This window comes from Bacillus sp. FSL E2-8868 (assembly GCF_038005505.1).
Classification (GTDB): domain Bacteria; phylum Bacillota; class Bacilli; order Bacillales; family Bacillaceae_G; genus Bacillus_A; species Bacillus_A mycoides.
In genome coordinates this window covers 87110-109457 of sequence record NZ_JBBOTI010000004.1, presented here as the reverse complement: position 1 = coordinate 109457, position 22348 = coordinate 87110, and the positions used below count along the sequence as shown (strand labels likewise).

Sequence of the window (22348 nt, the reverse complement as noted above, 5' to 3'; positions counted from 1 at the left end):
CTGTATTGATTATTGAAGCAAAAAATTTATCGAGAGAATTTACAGTATATTCTAAAGAAAATGGTTCTTTCTTTATGTTGAATCAAATTTTAGGAAGGAAAGGAACTAAGAAAAAGGTTGTAGATAATATAAATATGGACATTGCTGAAGGTGAAATGGTAGGGTATTTAGGACCCAATGGGGCAGGGAAATCTACAACAATAAAAATGCTTTCAGGAGTTTTAACACCTACTTCAGGAGAGTTAAAAGTTCTGGGTAGGGAACCAGGGAAGTATCGTAAAGAAAATGCTAAAGATATTGGCGTTCTATATGGACAGAGAACACAGTTATGGTGGGATCTAAAATTAAAAGATTCCTTTGAACTATTAAAAGCGATATATAAAGTTGATTCTAAGGTATATAAAAAAAGATTAGATAACTTTATTGAAATATTAGATATGGAGGAATTTATAAATCGACCAGTCCGACAATTATCTTTAGGGCAGAGAATGAGAGGAGAAATGGTTGCTACACTACTGCATTCACCACCAATTTTATTTTTAGATGAACCAACTATTGGCTTAGATGTTTTGGCTAAAAATAAGATACAGGAGTTTCTTAAATTTTTAAATAAAGAAGAAAAAACAACGGTATTAATAACATCTCATAACATGGACGATATTGAAAAATTATGTGACAGAATTGTTCTTATTGATCAAGGAAAGATTATGTTTGATGGTGCAAAAAATAATTTAAAGAAAATGACCACAAAAAAAGATACGTTAATCGTGGAAATTGCGCTAGAAGACATGAATAAGATACCATCTTTGATTCCTCTAAAAAAAGAAGATAATAAAATGTACTTTGAATTTAGTGATCATGAAGAAGTACCAAAGATTATTAATGAATTATCTAAACAATTCAGGTTAATTAAAATAGAAATTGAAACACCTGAAATAGAGCAAGTATTAAGGGAATTATATGAAAATAAACAATATGGGATGGTTCTTTAACGTACTGTTAACAACAAAATTACTATTAAATAATGGAATGATAAGAGTAGATTATTATATTATAAATATGCCAAGCGGCAATATATTATGAGAGGAGGGAAAGACATGACAGATTCAAATACAAAAATGTTTGTTGGTGGCGTAAAGATTTAATATTGTTCTAATTTTTCAGGTAGAACTATTCAGATGTACTTTTTTAGTACTTCTGGATGGTTCTATTTTTTTATATAAGAAATTATTATTTTATATTAATGTACAAACATTTTTTAGACGTATTGTATAAAAAAGTCATAAGGAAGGCACTAGAAGTCATTAACATGACGTTAACATGTTAATGATTTTAAAGTAATGGAACAGTACAAGTGTATATGAGATGATAACTATGAAATAAGAAAATAAGAAAATAAGTATATAAAGGAGGTGATTAATATGACAAACCCAAAAGTTCTTGTTGGAGGCGTAAACGCGTAATATTGTTCTAATTTTTTAGGTAGAACTATTCAGATGTACTTTTTTAGTACTTCTGGGTGGTTCTATTTTTTTATATAAGAAATCATTATTTTATATTAATTTACTAATGTTTTTTAGATGTATCTTCTGAAGAAGATCAGAAGGAAGGTACAGGAAGTCATTAACATGACGTTAACATGTTAATGATTTTAAAGTAATGGGACAGTACAAGTGTATATGAGATGATAACTATGAAATAAGAAAATGAGTATATAAAGGAGGTGGTTAATATGACAAACCCAAAAGTTCTTGTTGGAGGCGTAAACGCGTAATATTGTTCTAATTTTTTAGGTAGAGCCATTTAGACTTACTTTACTAGTATTTCTGAGTGGTTTTATTTTATATGTTCATTAAACCTAATATAACTATGTATTAATATTTAAATGTTATTTGGATATGGTTTATGAAAAAACTTTAAAAGGAATATGTTAGTAGTTCTTAACATGGTATTAACATGTTAAGAACTCTAAATTGATGGGACAGTACAAGTATATATATGATTATAACTGTATAAAGGAGGTGATAAATATACGAGATGGAAAATCAAAAGTTCTTGTGATTAAAGTTATTTAATTGTTTCAGTAATAACAGACATATAGAAATGTTTAAAATGCCTTCTTTTTTACTTTAGTAGTTAAAGCTATGTGAACCATACTTAATTTATTTTATTAATATGCATTATGAAAAGGTTAAATTATTTCCATGTATAGTGACTACTTTTCCTCACTAAGCTCTTACTATAAATTATTACATTGATTATGTTAAACACTTTAATTTCTCCGAAAAATCCTTAGGCCTACTACTAAGGATTTTTTATTTAATAAAAAATTCATACTTTAATGTTTTTTCTGTAAATAACGCAAAATTAACTGTGTATTTATGTCATTACTTTTAATCAATTTGTATTCTTTTATTTAAGGAATAAAAAATATGGAGAAGAAAAAGATGAAAAATTATAAAGTTAACAATTCAATACTAGACTTGGTAGGTAGTACACCATTAATGTTATTAGAAGCATTTTCTGATAATGATGTGAGAATTTTTGCGAAGATAGAAGGGTTTAACCCTGGGGGAAGTATGAAAGATCGTCCAGGATTAAATATGATTAATATTGCTGAAGAAAAAGGAATATTAAAGCCGGGTGGAAGAATTATTGAGTCAAGCTCAGGGAACTTAGGAATTGCTCTAGCTATGATTGGTGCAGTTAAGGGATATCAGGTACATTGTGTAGTCGATCCTAGAATTAGTACGACTAACTTAAAGATTATGCGAGCGTATGGAGCAACAATAGATATGGTCTCTCGACCAGATAACTATGGTGGCTATCAACAAGCAAGGATTGATAGGGTAAAGGAATTATTAGAAGTATATGAAGATGCTTACTGGCCGAATCAATATGACAATAAGGGGAATCCAGAGGCACATTATAAAGGAACAGCTTTTGAAATCTATAATGCGTTAGGAGAAGATATTGATTACTTAGTAATACCTGTTAGCTCCGCAGGATTAGTAACAGGTTGTGGTTTATTTGTTAAAAAGCATATGAAAAAAACAAAAATTATAGCGGTTGATGCAAAAGGATCAACTATTTTTGGTGGCTGTCCTTCTGCTCGTAGGATGACGGGGATTGGTGGGAATGTAACACCTCCTAATTTAAAAAGAGAACTTATAGATGAAGTATTTCATGTGAATGACGATGAGAGTGTTCAAATGTGTGAACAGATTATTAAAAATGAAAGTCTTCTTGTTGGTCCATCTTCAGGAGCGGCACTTTTTACAGCACTTAAGTTAAAGGGAAATATAAAAGGTAAAAAAAATATAGTAGTAATATTTCCTGATAATGGCGATAGATATTTGGATGGTTTATTGGATGTATTTTGTTCAAAAAGTAATCGGAAAGTAAATATTGAAAATCTAGCTTATTAGCAATGAAAGGAAGCTAACAATGGATTATGTAAGATCTGTATTTGATTTATGTGGCGATACCCCAATTGTACAACTAAATAGAATGGCTAAATATCAGAATGTATTTTTAAAGCTTGAAAGCTTTAACCCTGGTAAGAGTGTCAAGGATCGACCTGTTATAGAAATGCTGAAAGATGCGGAGGAATCGGGCAGATTGAGGGCAGGGATGACTATTGTCGAATCCACTTCGGGTAATACTGGCATAGCGTTAGCTTTATATGGGAAGAAAAAAGGTTACAGAGTTATATGTATAGCAGATGAAAATATCCCGAGAGAAAAGCTTAACTTACTTAAAGCATATGGTGCAGAGGTAGAGATGATGGAAGGAACCATAAATTTGAAAAATGCAGATTTAACAGAATATCGTATAAAATACATTCGTAATTTAATTGCAGATAATAAAGATTATATTAATTTGAGTCAATATGATAATGTGATGAATCCTCATGCTCATGAAATACATACTGCAGAAGAAATATTAAAACAAATTAATCAAGATATTAAAGCGATAGTTATTAGTGTTGGCACAGGTGGAACAATAACGGGTGTCTCTAAAGGTATCAAAGATAAAAGGCCAGATTTGCTAATATATGGGGTGGAGCCAGTTGGATCTACTTTATTTGGTGGAGAAAAAGGCCCATATTTACAACAAGGTCCTGGAAATTATTTTAAGCCTAAAATATTTAATACAGTACATGTAGATAATCATGAAAAGGTTAATGACTATAATGCCTTTAAAACAACAAGGGATTTAGCTACTAAAGAAGGTTTATTATTAGGAGGATCTTCGGGAGCTGTAGTATATGCTGCTATCAAAATTGCCGATCAATTAGAAGAATCAGGTGGAGTTTTAGCAGTTTGTCCTGATAATGGGACCAAATATTTAGACACAATTTTTAATGATGAATGGCTCAAAGAACATAATCTGTTTTAATCAAGGAGGTGAGTTCAATGATAATGAATAAAAATAAATCTAATATGGTTCAAATGATTGAGTATTTTTGTAATAGAAATACTACTGATGTTGAGCAGATTATTAAAATGGTACATGAAGTTGGGTATGATTTAACTCAAATAGAGAATGTTAATTTTTTATTTTCAACAGGTGTAAATAGACATCGGTATATAAGTATAGTAGAAAAGAATGCTAATCTTGAACAAAGTGTAAAATTTATACACCAGAATTTAATTTATGAAATAGAGTCTAGTTACATTACGCAGCGACTTGAATTGACTCATTATCAAATTGTGGTAATAGAGATCAATCTGAAATATGCGAGAATATTAAAGGAATTAGAAATAGATAATGAATCAATACTTTACCAAAGAATAAATTATTTCCTTATACCAGTATTACAATTATTATCTTTAAAGCAAGTACTAGAAATTTGTATTGACTACTCGAAAAAACGCGTTGCTTTTGATGTACCTATTCATAAACATCAATTAGTGGGCCAAACATTAGCAGATAGTTTTACAGAGTATACAACCAATAAATTATTATTAATAGAACTAGCAAAGAAATTAGATAAGAAATTAATTACCATGAAAGAATGTGTTAGATCAATAATATTTCTTATAGAGAGTCAACAAGAAATTGTAGATAAGTTAGTTCCTACAACTGGCGCATATGGATTAATTGAAGAAGCAGGTATAAATAGCAGGTTTTTAGAAATTCATGGAATTGGTTCTGTATTCCACTACATTAACTACGTATAACTAAGAGGGTTTGATAAATGTGGGTTATATTAAAACTTTGTTAAAAAAACAAATAGCGTTAAAAAAAGAAGCAGCAGTTATCAATGAAGAATTTATATATTCTCCTACAAAGGTAATAAAGGAAATGAACGTTATTAGTAATAACTTTAAGCATTTCAAAAAGGGAGAAAAAATTGGTTTAGTAGTAGATCATTCTTTACGATCATTGATGATATTGTTAACAATTATAGAGCAAGAATATAGTTTACTACCATTGGATAGTAAATGTACAGTTTCTGAAATAGAAAGAGTTAAAAAAATTACAGAAACAAGTGTATGGATTATACCAGATACCTATAACTATGAATCTATATCAACCAGTAGCTGTTACACTTACTCGGAAGTTTATAGTGAACAATTGAAAAGACCAAATAATAACTATGAAGCAGAAAGTAAATCCTTATATATGCTTACTTCTGGAACAAGTGGTATTACTAAAATTGCCAAGATTCCTTACCATAGTTTATGGAGAGGTGCGGAAAGCTATCGAGATTGGTTTGATATTAAAAATACCGATACTATAATTTCAACCGTTCCATTAACTCACTCATACGGTTTAATAGGTGCATGTTTAACTTCAATTTTTAGTCAAGCTACTCTGTATCTATGTAAAAACCCTACCCCCAGAAAAGTCATTAATGCAGTTCATGCATCAAAATCTACAATTTTATTTGGAGTACCTGTATTTTATAACATACTTACTCAAGCCCAAAAAATAACAAAAATAGATTTAGAAACGCTAAGATTAATAATTTCATCAGGAGGTCCTCTAGATAAGATAGTTAAGGGGAAATTTTTCCAAAAGTTCGGTCTGCCTATTCAACAAGTATATGGAAGTACAGAAACAGGTGCCATAGCAGCGACACATCCTGTTAGAAAATCAAGTTTAAATGCGGTGGGTTACATATTACCTCACGTTAAAGTAGAAACAAGTAATAATGGTTGTTTAAAAGTGCAAAGTCATACGGTTTTTAATGGATATTTAACTGAAGTTGGTGAGCATTCGTTTGTTATTAACAGAACATTCGAAACAGGAGACTATGGATATGTTAAAAATGGAGAGGTTTTTTTAAAAGGACGGGCAAAAACATTTATAAATGTTGGAGGTAGAAAAATAAATCCAACCGAAATTGAACGTGCTTTAGTAAATCATCCTTATATTACAGATTGTAAAGTTTTAGGAGAAGTGGATACATTATATGGAGAGAGAATTGTTGCCTATGTTCAAGCACAAAGTGAGTATCTAACTATTGAATGTGTTAAAGAATTTTTAGAAAGAAGATTAGCAGAATATAAGTTACCCCACCAAATTAAAATTGTACAAGAAATTTCGAAAAGTTGGAAGGAAAAATATATAGAAGGGGATAGATACTAATGAGATACGTAGAAGAGAAAGAACAAAACGATAGTATTTGTATAATCGGATTAGGTTATGTTGGTGTTACACTAGCTAGTGCATTTCTTGCTAAAAAACAGAATGTTGTAGGTATTGAGGTGAAAAAAGAAGTTAGGGATCAATTGAGTAGAGGGGATATACATCTATTTGAACCTGGAATAGAAAGTATATTAAAAGAGGAAATTAATAATAGACTTACAGTTCAACAATATATTCCGGATAATTTAAAGAGTGTAATTATTTGTGTAGGTACTCCGTACTCACAAAAAGATAATAAGCCAGATTTAAGATATCTCAAGGAAGCTATTGAGGCTGTAAAAGATAAAATGACATCCGATACTTTAATAGTTATTCGAAGTACATTACCAATTGGTGTCACTAGGGAATTTGTTTTACCTATACTTCAAAATAAAATTAAAAATCCTAAAGTTGTATTTGCACCAGAAAGAACAATTCAAGGTAAAGCATTAGAAGAGTTATTAAATTTACCACAGGTTATTGGAACATCCAATGATGAACATTTTGAGCAAGCTAAACGGCTTTTTGAGAAGCTAGGCGTAGAAGTAGTCAGGGTACGATCGTTTGAAACAGCAGAGATGCTGAAGTTAATGTGCAATGCACATACAGATATTTTATATAGCTTTGGGAATGAGATGTCCAATATTTCAACAAAATTTAATATAGATATACATGAGATGATAGAAGCTGCAAATCATAATTATCCTAGACCAGATATTGCGACTCCGGGTTATGTAGGGGGATCATGTTTAACTAAAGACCCTTATCACTTAATTTATTCTGCTAAACAAAAAGGATATATGCCGCATTTAGTAAAAGTAGCAAGAGATACAAATGAGAATTTGCTTAAAGGTATTATGTTACAAATAAATGATATTTTGGAGAGTAAAGGGTTGGATTGGAATACCACTAAAATTTTTGTTTCAGGGTTGGCATACAAGGGACGGCCTGAAACAGATGATTTAAGAGGAAGTGCAATATGGGAGCTCCTTAACCTTTTAAAAGGAAAGAAAGTTAAAGAAATCATGTTACATGATTTTGTGATTGATGCTCAAAAAATTGAAGAGGAATTTGGACTAAAGGCTGTTACATTCGAAGCTGGAATGAAAGAAACAGATATTGTGATTATTTTAAATAATCACCCGCAGTATCAATTATATTCAGATAATATAATTGATACTCATGAGAAGAAACAGAAAATTATTTATGATGTATGGGGTATTTATAAAGAGGTTCTCAAAAATGTGACAAATAAAAAATGTGATTACTTAGGAGTGGGATTTAATGGCTAAAATTTTGGTAACTGGTGGAGCAGGTTTTATAGGTTTTCATTTAGTAAAGTATTTACTATCCCAAGAACATAATGTAACGGTTATTGATAACTTTTTTAGAATTAAAGAAGATGATGAATTTAGAAAGCATGAATCTAAATTTAACTTTATACAAGGTGATCTAACTAAACCTTTAGATGATCTATTAATGGATAAGTCATTCGACTATGTATTTCATTTAGCTGCTATAAATGGTGTTAAATATGCGAATGAAATGCCTGAAAAAGTATTAAGGACCAATATTTTGAGCACGATTAATGTTTTAGATTGGTGTGCAAAGCATCCACCTAAGTCATTTGTTTTTTCTTCATCTAGCGAAACGTATAATGGGTCAAAAGAATGTTTTGATATACCAATCCCGACATCCGAGGGCGTACCTGTAGCAATTAGTGATGTAACTTTACCAAGAAATTCTTATGCGGGTTCGAAGATTACTGGTGAATTATTAACTATTCATTACGCAAATAAATATAATTTTGCAGGGAAAATTGTTCGCTATCATAATATTTATGGACCAAGAATGGGAAAAGACCATGTAGTTCCAGCTTTAATTGAAAGAATTTTCAGTAAAGAAACCCCTTTTAAACTATATGGTGCTGAACAAACAAGAGCGTTTTGCTTTATTACAGATGCAGTGGAAGCAACATATGAGGTGGCTTTACTAGAAGATGAAAAATGTCAGATAGTTCATGTTGGTAACTCAGAAGAAGAAATCGAAATTAAAGATTTATGCAAAAAAATATTTAAGATAGCTAATTATGATGTGGAAATTGAAAATCTTCCAGCACCAGCAGGTTCACCTGCGAGAAGATGCCCAAGTACAGAAGAACTTAAAAGAATAATTAACTATATGCCTAAAGTCTCATTAGAAGAAGGATTGTTCCGAACTTATGAATGGTACAAACAAGAATATAAAAAAAATATTGATGTTGTTTAGAAGTAGTTATCCAATGGTATCAGGTGCTGATAACATGGCAAGTTATACTGCCAAATTTTTATCTAAACACAATGAGGTAGATATAATACTGGTACAAAAAAGCGATGCGCATAAAAAATATAAAATAATAAGAGATGAACTAGGAACAAGGATTTTTATCCCTAGTTCATCATCCCTTGACGATTATATTGATTATTTAGAAAAACTGGAACCAGATTTAATACATTTAGTGGATTTAGTAGATGAAGAGTTTTGTGATGTTGTTCAAAAGTTAAGTTATAAAGCTCCAGTTGTAGTAACTCCTGCAACAGATATTCGCTTATGGGAAAATCGAAGGAAAGGGCTTAATATATGTCGACTTGCAAAAAATATAGTTACTTTAACAGAGTACGAGGAAAAGAATCTTATACAAGAATTGGGATCAAAATATCTCAATAATATTGTTAGGATTTCCCAGGCTCCTGTAATAAGTGATGAAGAAATATTTGATTTTCGGGAAAAATATAATATTTCAATGGATGATCAAATAATTTTATTTCTTGGAAGAAAAATAAAATCAAAAGGCTATCATCTTTTATTGAAAGCAAGTAGTGACATAATAAAGAAACATCCTAATAGTAAATTTATTTTCATTGGACCTCATTATAAAGGATCTAAATTGATATTCGAAAGGTATAAAGATAATAAAGCAATATTAGATTTAGGTCAAGTTTCAGAAAGAGAAAAACTTTCTGCATTACAAGCTTGTAATTTACTATGTTTACCTTCTACTGCAGATGTATTCCCATTGACATTCCTAGAAGCATGGCTGTGTAAGAAGCCAGTAGTTTCAGCTAACTTTCCAGGTGTTAAGAATATCGTTAACCATGGGGAAAATGGGCTGATAACAAATACGGAAATACAATCTATCTCAGCGAATATACAGTTTTTATTAGAAAATAAGTATCTCGCTCAGTTGTATGGGGAAAATGGGTATCAGAAGGTTATCAATCAATATTCATGGGAAAAGGTAACAGAAAATATTCAAGTGTTATATGAGAAAATTATTGAAAGGGAGGTAGAAACATATGAGAGCAGTAATAATGGCAGGGGGGAAAGGGATTAGATTACACCCATATACTAAAATCATCCCTAAACCACTTATTCCTTTGAATGAAATACCAATCTTAGAAGTTATTTTGAGACAACTTCAATACCATGGATTTACACATGTGACTCTAACTTTAAATTATAAGGCTCGTTTAATTCAAACTTATTTTGGAGATGGAAAAGAGTTAGGGTTAAATATTGACTATACAGTTGAAGATAAAGAAATGGGAACAATTGGACCACTAACATTAATAGAAAATTTGAATGAGCCTTTTTTATTAATGAATGCAGACATATTAACAGATTTGGACTTTGGAAAATTTTATAAAGAACATATTGATTCCAATGCAATTGGTACGGTCATGTTATATAACCATTCATTAAATGTTGATTTTGGTGTGGTAGAAAGAAATTCTATTGGTGAGATTACCGATTACCTTGAAAAGCCGTCTCACGATCTACTAATTTCTTCAGGGATTTATATGCTAAACCCTGAATCAATATTTTATTTAAATAAAGATGAAGAAATAGGTGCACCTGAATTTTTAAAAAAATTAATTAAATCGCAAAAAATAGTTAAATCATATATTCATGAAGGTGTATGGATGGATATTGGGACAAAAAGAGGGTTAGACTTAGCTACCGATTTCTTTCAAAAAAATAAAAATCAATTATTGAATTTAAGTAAAGAAAATTTAATAGAAAAAGATAGGGTTGTATAAATTATGGATTGGAAAATACCTTTATATGATTTAACAATTGGTAAAGAAGAAATATCGGCTATAACTAAAGTATTAAAATCTCAATGGATATCTATGGGGGAAGAGACTAAAAAATTCGAGGTTTTATTTTCTGAAAACTTAAATATTAGTTTGCCAGGATTAGCTGTAAATAGTGGGACGGCTGCTCTACATACAGCTATGAAAATTTTAGATATTGGGCCAGGTGACGAAGTTTTAGTACCTTCAATGACATTTGTGGCGTCAGCTAATGCAGTAAAGATGGTGGGGGCTACACCAGTTTTTATAGATTCTACAAGCCACTATGATTTTAATTTAGATCCGGAAGTAATAGAGAGAAAAATAACTTCAAAAACAAAAGCTATAATTGTGGTGCATTATGGTGGTTATAGTGCAGATATGGATAGAATTATGCAGATAGCACATAGTTATGGAATAAAGGTCGTTGAAGACGTAGCACATGGACCATTTGTAAAGACTCCTAAGGGATCTTTAGGAACCATTGGAGACATAGGATGCTTTAGTTTCTTTTCAACAAAAAACATAACTACAGGTGAGGGTGGAATGCTTGTTACTTCCGACTCTAACTTACATGAGAGAGCACGCTTATTTAGATCCCATTCTATGAGCGTTAGCTCATGGGAAAAACATAAAGGGAGACCTACAACATACGATGTTAAGGAAGTAGGTATGAATTATAGGACTACAGATTTAGCATCTGCGATAGGGATTCAACAGATATATAAGTACAAAGAAAATCAAAAAATAAGAGAAGCACTAGCTTCAGAATATAGGATAAATCTAAGACAAATAAAGGATGTGACAATACCTTTTGAATCCGTAAGTGTCTCAAAAAGTAGTCACCATATTTTTCCTATAATATTGCCTGGAAATATAAATAGGGATCTCGTTATTAGTAAGTTAAAAGAGGAAGGAATTCAAACAAGTGTACACTATCCCCCATGTCATTTATTTACACTATATAGACAGACACAAGGAACAAAAATAGGTGATTGTCCTATAGCTGAAGAAATTTCAGATAGAGAACTAACTTTACCTTTACATCCTAACCTGAATGTAAGTGATATTCATAGAGTTTGTTGTGTTTTGGAGCACACATTAAAGGAGAATATATAAGTTATGTATATAGGTTTCAACTATCATCCATCCAAAAGTGGCTGTCAATATTGGCATGAATGGGATGAAGATGAAGTAAGAACTGATTTGTTAAAAATGTCTCGTGAAGGGTTTAATGTAGTCAGGTTTTTCTTGTTTTGGAAAGATTTCGAACCTCATGAAGGAGTCTATGATTATCTTGTTGTAGAGCGGTTACATCAGTTTATTAAATTAGCAGATGAGGCTAATTTGTATTGTATTCCTTCAATTTTAACAATATGGATGAATGGACAAATATTTAAACTACCTTGGGATAATTCAACGGATGTATGGGGAAATATTAAACTTAAAACTAGAGCAGAGTGTTTTCTAGAGTTTATAGGTAAGGAACTAAGAGAGTATAAAAATATTTTATATTTTGACATAGGTGATGAAATAATATATGCAAATGAAAAAGCGGTTTTATCGCTGAAAAGTGAAGAAGCAAATATATGGTTAAGAGATATGATTACTGCATTAAAAAAGGGGAATCCACAAAGTAGTGTAATTATGGCAAGTGATCATTTATCAGTAGTAGGAGAACATCCTTTTGTTTTATCTAATATTTCTAATGAATTGGATGCGGTTGCAATACATGGATTTCCTCTATGGACAAAATTCAATATTGAATCCAATAATTCATGGAAATCATCATTATATGTATCATTTCTAGTTTCAATAGCAAAATTATATGGTAAGCCCTTAGTTGATGAATTTGGTTTGTATGGTTGTTCCGATGATATAAGAGCTGATTATATGTTGACGAGTGGATTAAGTAGTATTTTACATGGAGCAACAGGAATTATTTCATGGTGTTGGAAAGATTTTGAGACTGTTAAAGAGCCTTTTAATTTAAGACCGGGAGAAAGGTTTGTTGGTTTTTATAGCTCTTCTGGAAAGCCTAAAAAGAGTGTATACAGTTTGAAAGAATGTGTAAAAATTTCCAATAAGATACGAGATGGAAAGTTGAGTGAAAAAAAGGTAGGGATTTTTTTACCAGAAGAGCAGTTTGAAGAAAATGATAAGAATTTAGATTTTACACAAAAATCAATATCTCAATTCTACGCGTTTTTATTGCTAAAAAAGACGCAAATCCCAACAGAATTTTGTAGGGAAAATCTAGAACAGTATAAAGCAATTCTATTCCCTTCAAACCTACATTTGACAAATGAAGATTTAGAAAATTTGAAAAAATATGTATACCAAGGTGGAATATTGATCTATAGTACAGGGAATTACTTATACGGACATGGGATATCTGACCTATTTGGAATAGAATTAGAAGATTATACATTAAACAATGAGGATTTTAGAAGTTTTGAATATGAAGGGACTTCATATTACGTCGAATGGGAAAATTTAAAAGATAATCAAATTCCAATTATAAAAGAAAATCAAGCAGAAGTGTTAGCAAGATTTAATGAATCGAAGAAGCCTATTATAACAATAAATTCATATGGAAAAGGGAAAGTTTACTATATTAATATCCCAATAGAGTCGCTATTAAATAAGCCTTACGCTATGGAAAAAGAAAATTTTTATAAAATTTATAAAAATATCCTTTATGCAGAAGGAATTGATGCACCAGCCCAATTCTCATCGCCTTTTGTTGATGTACACATTTTAAATTATCATAACCATAATAATTGCGTTTTAATTAATCATTCCCCAAGAGAGCAAAATGGGAAGTTATTTATTAATAACACCTATATAGATATAAAAATGCAACCTAAGTCAGTAAAAGAAATAAAAGTATTCAAGGATAAGGAGAATGGCGATGAAAGCAGCTCTGTTAAGAGGACCTAGACTCATCCAGATTCAAGATGTTCCAGTTCCAAGTATTTTACATCCTAAAGATGCTGTTATAAAAGTTACTTTAACTTCTATTTGTGGTACAGATATGCATCCGTATAGAGGAGAACTTAATGACTTTATACATAATACAATAATGGGACATGAATTTACAGGAATTGTAGAATCTGTAGGTAATGAAGTTGAAAATATCCAAGTAGGGGATAGAGTTGTCGTCTCTGATATTGTTGCGTGTGGAGATTGTTGGTACTGTCAAAAAGATATGCATTACCATTGTGAACATGTTTCATTATTTGGCTATGGCGAAGTTGTGGGAGAGTATATCCCAGGTGGACAGGCTGAAAAAGTTAGAGTCCCATACGCTGATAAGCTTTTATTAAAAGTTCCAGAGAATGTATCTGACGAAAAGGCTATTTTTGTTGGTGATATATTATCTACCGGATACGCCTGTGCTATGGAGGGACAAATAAAAGAAGATGATTGCGTAGTAGTTATCGGTGGTGGACCTGTAGGACTAATGACAATTTTGTGTTCAAAGATGTTTACAAAGTCAAAAGTCTTTTTAATTGAACCTAATGAAAATAGACATTTAATTGCTAAGAAATTAGGAGCGATACCTCTCAAGCCGAATGAGTTAAATCAAATTTATAATTTTACAAATCAAAGAGGTGCCGATGTGATACTTGAGGCCGTAGGGACAGATAATACACTTCAAACAGCTTTAGATCTAGTACGTCCTAAAGGTAATGTAGTATGTGTAGGAGCGCATCATTCAAAGGCTATGCCATTTAATACTGAGAAGTCTTTTGCAAAAGAGTTATCATTAAAATTTGTGGTTGGGGACCCTTTAAAATATGGAGAGTTACTTTTAGAAAAAATCAAAGATGGGGAACTAGACCCTAGTGTTATTATTTCCCATCGTATGTCTTTTGGGAACATTGAAACAGCTTATAAAATGTTCGAGAGTCAAGAAGCTTTGAAAATTGTTTTAAGTCTAGGAGAATCGAGGGTATGAAAAATGAGTAGAGAAGAGATTTTAACGAAGTTAAAACTCGTATTATCAGATAATAATATTTCTACACAGGAATTAAAGATGGAGGATAGGATTGGCTATGGAAAATTAAAAATTGATTCTATCAAATTTATGAAATTAATGGTTGATTTAGAGAATGAATTTAATATTGAGTTAGACTATCGAGAAACTTTTGATGAACATAGTAATACGATTGAACATCTAGTTCAATATATTGAACATGGAAATAGGTCTTGAAAAAAATTAATAAATCCAAGAGGTTTGGTGCATTAATTTTAGCTGCGGGTGAATCAAGTAGAATGGGAAAACCTAAGCAACTTTTATCAATAAATAATGAAACTATGATACAGCATGTCATAAAACAAGTAGTACAAGCAGGATTCAATCAAATTATTTTAGTGTTAGGTTTTATGGACAAGACAGTAGAGAAGAGCATTTCAATAAAGATAAGAAAGAAAGTTGAAATTGTTCGAAATGATCAATACAAAAAAGGAATCTCATCATCAATAAAAATAGGTATAGGTAGCTTTAAAGGTGACATACCTGTTTTTATTTTCTTAGGAGATCAGCCTATAATTTCTCAAAAATTGATACTTGAGATGAAAACATGCTATCTCAAGTATCAATACGATGCGATACGTAATAATTATAATAATACCCCTGCACATCCCGTGTTGTTAGGACCAAAATTACTTAAAAAAGTCGATGAACTAGAAGGTGACAAGGGATTCAACACTTTAATAAATAAAAATAAGATATCGGTTAAAAATATAGATAATTCAAATGATTTTCCAATAATAGATATTGATACTCAAGAAGACTATTTAAAATTTATAAAATTAAAAGAGGGGTATGAATGTGACCAATAAAGTCCCTATTGAAATAATGGTGAATGGGGAAAAAATTAATACTGCTGTTTCTTCTATTCAACCGTTAGTACATTTTTTAAGAGATAATTTAAAACTAACAGGTACTCATATAGGCTGTGATTGTGTTTCATGTGGTGCTTGCACGGTGCTACTGGATGATGAACCCGTAAAATCATGTGCTATCTTAGCAGCACAGTGTAACCAAAAACAAATAACTACAGTAGAAGGTTTGGAGACAGATCAGGGATATAGTATATTACAGAAAAGTTTCCAACAGCAATATGCTCTCCAATGTGGATATTGCACGCCAGGTTTTTTGATGATTGGTACTTTTATTACTAAAAATTTTACAGAATTAAAGGATGAAGAAATCGCAGAGCTATTAAGAGGGAATTATTGTAGATGTACTGGCTATACTCCTATTATCAAAGCAATAAAAGAAAGTTTAGGGAAAGAATAGATAACACTCTTCCGAAAGTGAGGATGCTGACAGATATATAGTATAGAACTTAAATATATTCTTGCTACAGGATGTGTATGATAACGAGAGTGAAGTTTGTATTTTAAAACTTAAATAAATACGGGACCGTTAAAGAATGAATTATGCATTTAATACTATTTATGTTTTGTTCTAATAAAATAATTTCATGTATTTATCTAATGAAAAATTTTTAAGGGGTTAATAGATGGAAACCATAGAGAAATTATTAAGTGAAACAATAAAGGGGCGAAAAACTGCATTAGCTACAGTTATAAATACTAAGGGTTCAACGTACCGTAAGCGGGGAGCTCAAATGGTTATTAATGATAAAGGAATAGGATATAGCCAGTTAAGTGGGGGGTGCATAGAAAATAACATAATTGATAAATCCTTAGACGTAATGAATAATCAAACAGGTTTTGATATTGGCAGTTATTTAAATCTTTCACAACCAGATCCTATTTTTGGTTTTGATAAAGGTTGTAAAGGCGACATGGATATTCTGATTTTAGATACTAAGCAATTACAACCACATCTTCATACTATATATAATAGTTTAAATAAAAACGAGACTGTACTAGTTGGTACCATTATTAATCATATTGATTTTAGGCTAGTAGGGGAGAGTTTTATCAAATATGAAAATTCGGATTTGAAAATTCTGAATAATTCTGATTTACTAGATCCCAAAATCAAAGAGACTTTGAATAATGTAGAAATTAAAACAGGTTTGTATCATGATGAGAACAATAAGGTAGGCATATTTATTCAAGCGTTTTATCCCCAAAAAGAAATAATTGTTATGGGGGCAGGAAATGATGTATTTCCTATTATGGAAATAGCAAAAAAATTAAATTTTGAACTAAGAATAAATGATTTTAGGGAGAGCTTAATTAAAAGATTTACTAACAGATGCAAAGAAGTTACTTTACTTTCTAATAACATAGAGAATGTTGAATCCTATTTAACGAATATGAGTAAGAATACACCAGTTGTTATTATGAGTCATAATTTTTCGTTTGACTGTTTATGTTTAAAAAGTGCTATTGATCTAGGGTTTAAGTACATTGGTGTAATGGGACCAAGACATAGATTAAATAATTTAATGACAGAAATTGATGCTACGGAAACCAATTCTATTCATTGTCCAATTGGGATAAATATAGCTGCACAAACACCTGAAGAAATTGCAATAAGCATTTTAGGAGAAATTATAAATTACTATAATGATCAAACAAATACATGGAGGTAATAAAATGGATCAAATTAAAGAGAGAATAGTAAAAACTTTAATTGAAGCTTCTGAAGGAGCATTAGATAAAGAAACTATTATGGAAGTTAAGGATGATATAAGTGCTTTATCTTTAAATTCGTTAACTATTATTAGATGGTTGGTAAGTATGGAGGAGGAATTTAATATTGAGTTAGATATGGAAAAGGTATTACTAGAAAATAAATTAATTTGGTCATTTGAAAAAATAACAAAGTATATAAATACAAAAGTTAATGGGGAGGCTGTTTAATTATGATACTGGAAAATAGAATTCTAGATTTTAAACTTTTAACTTCGAATGGGAAAGAGCTACGTTTAAATGATTATTTAGGTAAATATATTGTTTTGTTTTTCTATCCTAAAAATGGAACACCTGGTTGTACAAAAGAAGCTTGTTCATTTAGGGATAATTATAGTGAGTTTCAAAAACTCGAGGATGTAGAGCTATTTGGAATTAGCGCAGATAATTTAGAATCTCATCAAAAATTTAGTGATGATTACAAATTACCATTTCAGTTATTAAGTGATGAGAATTTTGAAGTTGCTAAACGATATGGTGTGTTTGAAGAGAAAAAGTTTCTTAATAAGGTTATTAAATCAATTAATCGAACCACATTTATTTTAGATAAAAAAGGTATTATCCAAAAAATTTTTACGGATGTTAATCCAAGTAATCACGCAAAAGAAGTGTTGGAAGAATTGGAAAAAGTTAGAAAGTAAAATACGTGGTTTTACTTTCTAACTTTTACAAATTAAATGGGGGGAATGAGGTGGTTATTTGAATACTAAACCTCTGCGGAAAGAAGATAATAGATTTATTACTGGTAAGGGGAGATACGTATGCGATATTAACCTTCCTGATATGCATTATGTTACTTTTGTCAGAAGTACAGTCCCGCATGCGTTTATTGAAGAAATTGATAAAACAGATGCCCTCATAGAAGGGGTAATTGGTATATTTACAAGTGAGGATTTAGATCCTAACCTGGGGGAGATTTCAATTGTATGGCCTGTAGAGAACCTGAAAAATCCAGGACATCCCTTGTTAGCAAAAGAAAAGGTAAGATTCGTAGGAGAGCCTATTGTCATAATAATTGCTGTAAGTAGAGAAATAGCTTTATTAGCAGCTAGTAAAGTTAAGGTAAGATATAAAAAGTTAAAAGCTATTACAAATCTATTGGAAGCAATAGATAACAAAGGTGTATCTGTACATGAAAATATTAAGGAAAACGTAGCTTACAATATAAAAAAAACATTTGGAAATAAGAAAGAGATTGAAAATGCAGTACATTCTTTTGAACAGAGAATCATAATTCCAAGGGTAGCACCTCTACCAATGGAGACTAGGGGAGTAGTAACTTACTATGATGAGTATCAGGATACGCTAACAATGTGGACTTCTACTCAACTTCCCCATGCTTTACGATTATCTTTATCAATTGCTTTAGGACATCCGGAAAATCGTTTGTATGTGAAATGTCCTGATGTAGGTGGGGCATTTGGTTCAAAAATGAATGTTTATAGGGAAGAAGTTCTGTTAGCTTACTTTGCTAAGAAAATAAAAAGGCCTCTTAAGTTTATAGAGACAAGAAATGAAAATTTTTGTACGACTACCCATGGTAGAGATCAAATACATGATGTAAAGGTCTACTATAATCCTGCAGGAAAAATCCTAGGAATAGATTTATTATTACATGCAAATATGGGAGCATATTTGCAAGTAGCTACACCGGGAATGCCTATCTATACTTCAAAGATGTTATCAGGGTGCTACAATATTCCTTATATAAATGTTGATATAAAAGCATATTATACTAATCAAGTAGCCATAGATGCATATAGGGGAGCAGGAAGGCCTGAAGCAATCTATTTATTAGAAAGAATTATAGATATCATAGCTCTAAAATGTGGTATAAATCCTGTAGAAATAAGAATGAGAAATTTCATAAAATCCTATGAATTTCCTAAAAGTGTAGTTACTGGATTGACTTATGATAGTGGTGACTACCATAAATCTTTAATAAAATTAATAAAAATTAGTGAATATGAAAAATGGAAAAAAGAGCAGTTAATGAGAAGGGAAAATAAAAGTAACTATCAGTTAGGTATAGGCCTTTCGAGTTATGTAGAATTTTGTGGAACTGGTCCATCTAAGGAACATAAGGCAATCGGTTTGATGACGAGTGGTTTTGAATCTGCTGTTGTTAGGATTCATCCTTTAGGTACTGTAACTGTTATTTCTGGATCATGCCCGGCTGGTCAAGGACATGAAACTGCATGGTCATTAATAGTATCACAAGAACTAGGAATAAATTTTGAAGATATTGAGGTAATTACCGGTGAGACAAGCAATGTACCTTGGGGGGGAGGGACTTATGGTAGTAGGAGTGCTGCTGTTGGTGGAAGTGCTATATACAAGGCGTGTCAGCAAATTATTAATAAATCAAAGATATACTTATCTGCGATTTGGGACAAAGATATTCGTTCCATTCAATTTGAAAAAGGATTATTCTTCATTAATGAAAAACAGACTATGAGGATTGAAGAAGTGACACAAAAATTATACTTAGCCCATGATCTTCCAGAAGGTGTTGATCCAGGTTTAGAGGAAACGGTATTTTTTGAACCCTCTAGCCTTACATTTCCTTTTGGTTCGCATTTATGCATTGTCGAAATTAATATTTTAACTGGTGAACCCAAAATATTAGAGTATTTTGCAGTGGATGACTGTGGACATATACTTCATGAAGAGCTTGTTGAAGGGCAGATTAAAGGGGGTATAGTCCAGGGGATGGGACAAGCACTATTAGAAGAAGTATGTAATGACGAAGATAATGAAGTCCCTTTTTCACAATCTTTTCGAACATACCAATTACCAAGAGCGATGGATATTCCTAAAATCACACTAGAAAAGACAATCACCCCATCTCCCGTAAACCCTTTAAAAGTTAAAGGAGTAGGTGAAGCAGGTACAATAGGAAGTCCACCGGCTATAATAAATGCAATCGTAGATGCAATATCTATATTTGGTATAGAGCATATTGATATGCCTGCAACATCAGATAAAATTTGGTCATTAATACAGGAGGCTAACAATGGTGGAATACATGGCACCTAAAAGTCTTGAGGATGCAATAAAAGCATTAACTGTAAAAAAGGGAAAAAAAGTAATATTAAGCGGTGGACAAGTTGTAACAAACCAAATAGTAAAAGGAACTCTCTTCCCAGATACAGTTTTAGATATAACAAGAATTCCGGAACTTAAAGAAATTAGAGTAGAAGAAAATGGCGTGTTTTTAGGGGCGTGTCTTACACATACCGATATTTTAAATAATCACATAGTAGTAGAATCTCTTCCAGCTTTTTATCAAGCAGCGGGCACTATAGGAGATTTACAAGTCCGGAATAGAGCAACAATTGGTGGAACAATTTGTGATGCTAATTTGTCAGGAGATTATTGGGGGGGATGGTACCTTACTAATGCTTTAGTTTGGATAAGATCTAAAAATAACTTGAAGAAGGTACCTATAAAAGAGTTAGTAAAGGGACAAAATAAATTATATTTAAAATCAAATGAACTTATTTTGGGAATAGAAATTCCTAAAATACATAATAGTCTATATATTAAATTTTACTTAAAGAGTAGGCAAATGCTTGGTGTCACCATTGTTAATGAAAAAGCTGCTATTACAGGAATTAATGAGTATCCAATAATAATAGATTTATATAGAACTAATATTACTGAGTTATTTGATTATACTAGCATCTCGAAATATAAAAAATATAAAATTTCTATGGTTCAACATATACTAAATCAGTTTAAAGGGGGGCTTAAGGATGAAAATAGACTTATTTAAAAAATGGTTAAACCCATATGCTAAAGTTGTAAGAAATCTGGCTTTAGAAAGTGATAGGGCTGGTAAACCTGTTAATACTTTTGTTGAGGATTCCTATTTCAAGCCTCTTCATTTTTTTAAAACACCTTCTAGATATTGGGATGGAATTACTTTAAAGGATGGAAATAAAGTATTCGGTACAACGGCATTAGAGAATGTCATCTTTGTAGAAGAAATAGCTTATGGAGATCCAAGTTTATATTTATCCCTTCCAGGTCCGAATCTTTCGGGAACAATAGTGGATAAAATAGGAACGCAAGAACAAAGGGATAATTTTTTTGAATATTTCATCAATAATAATTCTTGGTCAGCTTTTGCATTAACAGAGCCAACCGCGGGGTCTGATGTAGCCAATATGCTAATGACTGCAGAAAAAGGAGAAAACAATACTTATTTATTAAATGGTCAAAAAAGATATGTAGGAAATGGGGCTATTGCAGATTATATGGTTGTTTTTGCTAAAAAGACAAAGAAAGATTTACCAAAAAATAAAAGTATTTTTTTAGATGCTTTTTTAATTAATAAAAATAATAATTTATCCAATATTAAACAGAGTGTCGATAATACACTCGGATTAAAATCGGCTCGTTTAGGAAAGATTGAGTTTACTGATTTTCTAGTAACGGAGCAAGATATTTTGGGACATGACAAGAGTTCGTTAAAAAGAGGGATAAGAGGAGCGATGGAAACATTTTTACACATGAGACCGGCAACAGCTGCAATTGCTATTGGATTAAGTAAAGCTATTATAGATTATGTACAAACATGCGTGAATCATGAATATAATAAATTTATTTTAGACAGGTTGAAATGGGAAGTTGAAAGAGGAAGAGTATTAACATTGCAGGCAGCTATTACATGTGATGCTGGTAATTTTAACTCATATTATTCATCAATGGCAAAGCAGTATATGAATGGTGTAGTAGTAAAGGTAGTTAGAGAATGCTCAAAATTAATGGGGGACTACGGATTGATAGAGCATCCTCTTTTGGAAAAGTGGTTAAGAGATGCAAGAATGATAGAGTTTATGGAGGGTTCAACCAATATATTGAAAATGGATATCAAAAATAAAATGATGAATGGTAGGTTGTAA

Annotated in this window: 21 protein-coding genes; all 21 read left to right on the top strand. The window is 31.3% G+C overall.

What is annotated here, in order from left to right; translation table 11 throughout:
• Window positions 1–5: 5 nt before the first annotated feature.
• The 21 genes from NSS74_RS25575 (at window position 6) to NSS74_RS25475 (ending at window position 22348) form a co-directional block, all read left to right on the top strand.
• Entirely contained in the window at window positions 6–992 is a 987-nt protein-coding gene (locus NSS74_RS25575; RefSeq protein ID WP_088031224.1) for an ABC transporter ATP-binding protein, read from the top strand.
• A 1440-nt stretch (window positions 993–2432) separates the two neighbouring features.
• A complete protein-coding gene (gene sbnA, locus NSS74_RS25570) occupies window positions 2433–3428 on the top strand; it encodes a 2,3-diaminopropionate biosynthesis protein SbnA (RefSeq protein ID WP_088031223.1) in 996 nt (331 codons plus the stop codon).
• A gap of 19 nt (window positions 3429–3447) precedes the next feature.
• Window positions 3448–4401, top strand: a complete 954-nt coding sequence (locus tag NSS74_RS25565; RefSeq protein ID WP_340814545.1) for a PLP-dependent cysteine synthase family protein — start codon at window positions 3448–3450, stop codon at window positions 4399–4401.
• Between the two features lie 17 nt (window positions 4402–4418).
• Window positions 4419–5186, top strand: a complete 768-nt coding sequence (locus NSS74_RS25560; protein WP_149191287.1) for an acyl-CoA dehydrogenase family protein — start codon at window positions 4419–4421, stop codon at window positions 5184–5186.
• A gap of 19 nt (window positions 5187–5205) precedes the next feature.
• Complete coding sequence (locus NSS74_RS25555) at window positions 5206–6600, top strand: class I adenylate-forming enzyme family protein (protein ID WP_340814542.1); 1395 nt, start codon at window positions 5206–5208, stop codon at window positions 6598–6600.
• A complete protein-coding gene (locus tag NSS74_RS25550; RefSeq protein WP_340814541.1) occupies window positions 6600–7931 on the top strand; it encodes a nucleotide sugar dehydrogenase in 1332 nt (443 codons plus the stop codon). The genes NSS74_RS25555 and NSS74_RS25550 overlap by 1 nt, the downstream gene beginning before the upstream one ends.
• On the top strand, window positions 7924–8907 hold the full coding sequence (locus NSS74_RS25545) for an NAD-dependent epimerase/dehydratase family protein (protein ID WP_149191284.1): 984 nt from the start codon (window positions 7924–7926) through the stop codon (window positions 8905–8907). The genes NSS74_RS25550 and NSS74_RS25545 overlap by 8 nt, the downstream gene beginning before the upstream one ends.
• Before the next feature lie 34 nt (window positions 8908–8941).
• Window positions 8942–10012: a glycosyltransferase family 4 protein gene (locus NSS74_RS25540; RefSeq protein WP_241139181.1), complete on the top strand. Its 1071-nt coding sequence runs from the start codon at window positions 8942–8944 to the stop codon at window positions 10010–10012.
• Complete coding sequence (locus NSS74_RS25535) at window positions 9975–10718, top strand: sugar phosphate nucleotidyltransferase (protein ID WP_088031216.1); 744 nt, start codon at window positions 9975–9977, stop codon at window positions 10716–10718. Before NSS74_RS25540 ends, NSS74_RS25535 begins: the two co-directional genes overlap by 38 nt.
• A 3-nt stretch (window positions 10719–10721) precedes the next feature.
• Window positions 10722–11873: a DegT/DnrJ/EryC1/StrS family aminotransferase gene (locus tag NSS74_RS25530; RefSeq protein ID WP_088031215.1), complete on the top strand. Its 1152-nt coding sequence runs from the start codon at window positions 10722–10724 to the stop codon at window positions 11871–11873.
• Between the two features lie 3 nt (window positions 11874–11876).
• The gene (locus NSS74_RS25525) at window positions 11877–13697 is read left to right on the top strand and encodes a beta-galactosidase trimerization domain-containing protein (RefSeq protein ID WP_340814539.1); all 1821 of its coding nucleotides are present in this window, start codon (window positions 11877–11879) and stop codon (window positions 13695–13697) included.
• Window positions 13663–14718 carry an alcohol dehydrogenase catalytic domain-containing protein gene (locus tag NSS74_RS25520; protein ID WP_149191280.1) on the top strand — a complete coding sequence of 352 codons (1056 nt, stop codon included), beginning with the start codon at window positions 13663–13665 and terminating at the stop codon, window positions 14716–14718. Before NSS74_RS25525 ends, NSS74_RS25520 begins: the two co-directional genes overlap by 35 nt.
• A gap of 3 nt (window positions 14719–14721) precedes the next feature.
• Window positions 14722–14973, top strand: a complete 252-nt coding sequence (locus NSS74_RS25515; protein WP_088031212.1) for an acyl carrier protein — start codon at window positions 14722–14724, stop codon at window positions 14971–14973.
• Window positions 14970–15605: a nucleotidyltransferase family protein gene (locus NSS74_RS25510; RefSeq protein ID WP_241139179.1), complete on the top strand. Its 636-nt coding sequence runs from the start codon at window positions 14970–14972 to the stop codon at window positions 15603–15605. Before NSS74_RS25515 ends, NSS74_RS25510 begins: the two co-directional genes overlap by 4 nt.
• Window positions 15595–16065: a (2Fe-2S)-binding protein gene (locus tag NSS74_RS25505; protein WP_241139178.1), complete on the top strand. Its 471-nt coding sequence runs from the start codon at window positions 15595–15597 to the stop codon at window positions 16063–16065. Before NSS74_RS25510 ends, NSS74_RS25505 begins: the two co-directional genes overlap by 11 nt.
• Before the next feature lie 226 nt (window positions 16066–16291).
• Window positions 16292–17338, top strand: a complete 1047-nt coding sequence (locus tag NSS74_RS25500; protein ID WP_241139177.1) for an XdhC family protein — start codon at window positions 16292–16294, stop codon at window positions 17336–17338.
• Window positions 17339–17342: 4 nt separating this feature from the next.
• Window positions 17343–17609, top strand: coding sequence for a phosphopantetheine-binding protein (locus tag NSS74_RS25495; protein WP_168388009.1), 267 nt, complete (start codon window positions 17343–17345; stop codon window positions 17607–17609).
• Window positions 17610–17611: 2 nt separating this feature from the next.
• Window positions 17612–18079, top strand: a complete 468-nt coding sequence (locus NSS74_RS25490) for a peroxiredoxin (protein WP_241139175.1) — start codon at window positions 17612–17614, stop codon at window positions 18077–18079.
• Between the two features lie 58 nt (window positions 18080–18137).
• A complete protein-coding gene (locus tag NSS74_RS25485; RefSeq protein ID WP_340814538.1) occupies window positions 18138–20477 on the top strand; it encodes a xanthine dehydrogenase family protein molybdopterin-binding subunit in 2340 nt (779 codons plus the stop codon).
• Window positions 20455–21216 (top strand): FAD binding domain-containing protein, encoded by a 762-nt coding sequence (locus NSS74_RS25480; protein WP_340814537.1) that lies wholly within the window; start codon window positions 20455–20457, stop codon window positions 21214–21216. The genes NSS74_RS25485 and NSS74_RS25480 overlap by 23 nt, the downstream gene beginning before the upstream one ends.
• Window positions 21197–22348 (top strand): acyl-CoA dehydrogenase family protein, encoded by a 1152-nt coding sequence (locus tag NSS74_RS25475; RefSeq protein WP_340814536.1) that lies wholly within the window; start codon window positions 21197–21199, stop codon window positions 22346–22348. The genes NSS74_RS25480 and NSS74_RS25475 overlap by 20 nt, the downstream gene beginning before the upstream one ends.

Excerpts from the sequence above, each read along its gene's own strand:
- sbnA (WP_088031223.1), top strand. The coding sequence starts at position 2,433 with ATGGAGAAGAAAAAGATGAAAAATTATAAAGTTAACAATTCAATACTA.
- NSS74_RS25565 (WP_340814545.1), top strand. The coding sequence starts at position 3,448 with ATGGATTATGTAAGATCTGTATTTGATTTATGTGGCGATACCCCAATT.
- NSS74_RS25560 (WP_149191287.1), top strand. The coding sequence starts at position 4,419 with ATGATAATGAATAAAAATAAATCTAATATGGTTCAAATGATTGAGTAT.
- NSS74_RS25550 (WP_340814541.1), top strand. The coding sequence starts at position 6,600 with ATGAGATACGTAGAAGAGAAAGAACAAAACGATAGTATTTGTATAATC.
- NSS74_RS25545 (WP_149191284.1), top strand. The coding sequence starts at position 7,924 with ATGGCTAAAATTTTGGTAACTGGTGGAGCAGGTTTTATAGGTTTTCAT.
- NSS74_RS25540 (WP_241139181.1), top strand. The coding sequence starts at position 8,942 with ATGGCAAGTTATACTGCCAAATTTTTATCTAAACACAATGAGGTAGAT.
- NSS74_RS25535 (WP_088031216.1), top strand. The coding sequence starts at position 9,975 with ATGAGAGCAGTAATAATGGCAGGGGGGAAAGGGATTAGATTACACCCA.
- NSS74_RS25530 (WP_088031215.1), top strand. The coding sequence starts at position 10,722 with ATGGATTGGAAAATACCTTTATATGATTTAACAATTGGTAAAGAAGAA.
- NSS74_RS25525 (WP_340814539.1), top strand. The coding sequence starts at position 11,877 with ATGTATATAGGTTTCAACTATCATCCATCCAAAAGTGGCTGTCAATAT.
- NSS74_RS25520 (WP_149191280.1), top strand. The coding sequence starts at position 13,663 with ATGGCGATGAAAGCAGCTCTGTTAAGAGGACCTAGACTCATCCAGATT.
- NSS74_RS25515 (WP_088031212.1), top strand. The coding sequence starts at position 14,722 with ATGAGTAGAGAAGAGATTTTAACGAAGTTAAAACTCGTATTATCAGAT.
- NSS74_RS25500 (WP_241139177.1), top strand. The coding sequence starts at position 16,292 with ATGGAAACCATAGAGAAATTATTAAGTGAAACAATAAAGGGGCGAAAA.
- NSS74_RS25495 (WP_168388009.1), top strand. The coding sequence starts at position 17,343 with ATGGATCAAATTAAAGAGAGAATAGTAAAAACTTTAATTGAAGCTTCT.
- NSS74_RS25490 (WP_241139175.1), top strand. The coding sequence starts at position 17,612 with ATGATACTGGAAAATAGAATTCTAGATTTTAAACTTTTAACTTCGAAT.
- NSS74_RS25480 (WP_340814537.1), top strand. The coding sequence starts at position 20,455 with ATGGTGGAATACATGGCACCTAAAAGTCTTGAGGATGCAATAAAAGCA.
- NSS74_RS25475 (WP_340814536.1), top strand. The coding sequence starts at position 21,197 with ATGAAAATAGACTTATTTAAAAAATGGTTAAACCCATATGCTAAAGTT.